The sequence below is a fragment of the Pseudomonas sp. genome, assembly GCF_026224925.1.
In the GTDB taxonomy this organism is placed as follows: Bacteria; Pseudomonadota; Gammaproteobacteria; order Pseudomonadales; family Pseudomonadaceae; genus Aquipseudomonas.
Map to the genome: position 1 here is coordinate 1 of NZ_JAMFRV010000590.1, position 1922 is coordinate 1922.

Below are 1922 nucleotides of genomic sequence, written 5' to 3' on the forward strand. Positions count from 1 at the left end.
ACTGGCGCACGCCGACTTCGCTCAACAGCTCCAGCAGAGCGCGCTCCGGCGCAGAAACCTGCGGCGCCCCGCTGCGTTTCTCGAATGCGCCGACTTGCATCAAGGCTGTCGGCTGCTCGTCGAACAGGCGCTTTCGATGGTATTCAGCCGGGAAGCGCTCTGTGAACCATTCCGGCAAATGCCTCGCTGTCCAACCATAAAGATGCAGCGCGGGCTGCTGCGACACGTACTGGCGCAGGCCATACCAGTCAAGCGCCGACTTGCCGCCTACGTGCAACCCCTCGAAATTGCGCTGCAGTAGCAACAGACTGGGATGCAAACCAAGGGCGTCATTCGGGCGGCAATACACCCCGCGCGCCAGGCGCGTGAGCCAGCCCGCCCGGACGTAATGAACGGCCAAGTCCGCTGAGATGCCTAGCACCGCCAGGTCCTCCGAGGTCAGCGGCGCTCCCGGTGAGAGTCGGGTGTAGAGCGCGTTTAGCTTGCTTGTGCCAGTCGTAGCCATGCTACGACTTATATGACTTTTCCAAATAAAAGTCAATTTGATCTGGCACTCCCAGTCGTAGCCACACTACGATAATTAACGCTTATTCAAATACTATCCTACCACCCCTTCATCGCGAGCACCACAACCTAATGCCATCCTCTACAACAGTGGACGCCAGCAGAATTGCGCACTGTATCGCCATGAGATACACTACCCCATGATCAAAGACTTCCGCCATCGCGGGCTGGAACGTTTTTTTCGTACTGGTTCAAAAGCTGGTATTCAACCAAAGCACGCGAAGCGTTTGCGGCTGCAACTGGGTCAGTTGGACGCCGCCCTTGGCCCTGATGATATGAACCGCCCGGGCTGGCGTCTGCACCCGCTCAAGAGTGATCTTCAGGGTCACTGGTCAGTGTGGGTAGATGAGAATTGGCGGCTGACGTTCACGTTCGAAGGCGTCGATGCAATCTTAGTCGATTATCAGGACTATCACTGAGCGAGGGCCAATGACACGCATGCACAACCCACCGCACCCCGGGGAAATACTGCAGGATACCGTTCTGCGATCGGACGGCGGAATGACGGTGACGGCGTTTTCAAAACGACTAGGCGTTTCGCGCGTAGCACTCTCACGTGTGGTCAACGGCCGCGCAGCCGTTAGCGCCGAATTGGCGATTCGCCTGGCGGCAGCTCTTGGAGGGTCTGCAGAATCGTGGCTCACCATGCAGGCCGCGTTTGATTTATGGCATGCCGCCAAGAAGAGGCGGCCCAAGATCAAGCCCCTTACGGCTGACGCACTCTCGTCGGCGCCGACCTAGTGGGCTGGGGCGTTTCACGTTTGAGTGATGCACTAATGGGAATGCTCCCATAAATGCCCAAGTTCGACGTAAAGCAGTCGATTACATCGGTCGGATCAAGTCGAGACTTAAAAACTTTGTACCCGGGACCGGATTGAAGGATATCGTGGCCGTGAAGCCAGCGTCATTGGCTGCATTGCAAAGTGCGTCCGGCGCTACCAAGGTCATGTAAGAGGACAGGGTGCGTAGCGATTTGTAAGGGGATGAAGACACCGCGTGCATCGCTGGATGAGGCAGCTGCAAAACCGTTGTAAGCACGGCATCAGTTGTTGAATTATGCCTCAGAGTATTGAGAGTCGATGTCAGCTCAACGTATTCAAATATCAAGGTCGCGTAGGTGAAATCCACGGGCCCGTAATTTAGCGAATCGGATTGCACATCTGCGCAAATTACTTCCAGCCGACCTGGGCTTTTAGAATGGCGAGAGTGGGTTTGTTCGATGTAGAGCGGATTTACATCAATTGCCACGATCCGCTTAACCGTTGTCTCCTCCACTCGTAACTATGCTCAGGCAGGCTCGACGGCGACACCCAGCCCTTTTGCAGCTTGGCGCACGCGCTCGTCGAGGCTCAGCAGTC

The 1922-nt window shown here is 56.3% G+C and carries 3 protein-coding genes; 2 read left to right on the top strand and 1 reads right to left on the bottom strand.

Annotated features, from left to right (window positions below):
- Positions 1-505: AbiEi antitoxin N-terminal domain-containing protein (locus M0974_RS24620; protein ID WP_297843167.1), on the bottom strand; the 505-nt coding region annotated here is incomplete at its 3' end.
- A 199-nt stretch (positions 506-704) separates the two neighbouring features.
- Here M0974_RS24620 and M0974_RS24625 point away from each other — a divergent pair.
- Together M0974_RS24625 and M0974_RS24630 are read left to right on the top strand one after the other, a co-directional pair.
- On the top strand, positions 705-983 hold the full coding sequence (locus tag M0974_RS24625; protein WP_297843169.1) for a type II toxin-antitoxin system RelE/ParE family toxin: 279 nt from the start codon (positions 705-707) through the stop codon (positions 981-983).
- A gap of 19 nt (positions 984-1002) precedes the next feature.
- Complete coding sequence (locus M0974_RS24630) at positions 1003-1305, top strand: HigA family addiction module antitoxin (protein WP_367279048.1); 303 nt, start codon at positions 1003-1005, stop codon at positions 1303-1305.
- The last annotated feature ends 617 nt before the right edge of the window (positions 1306-1922 follow it).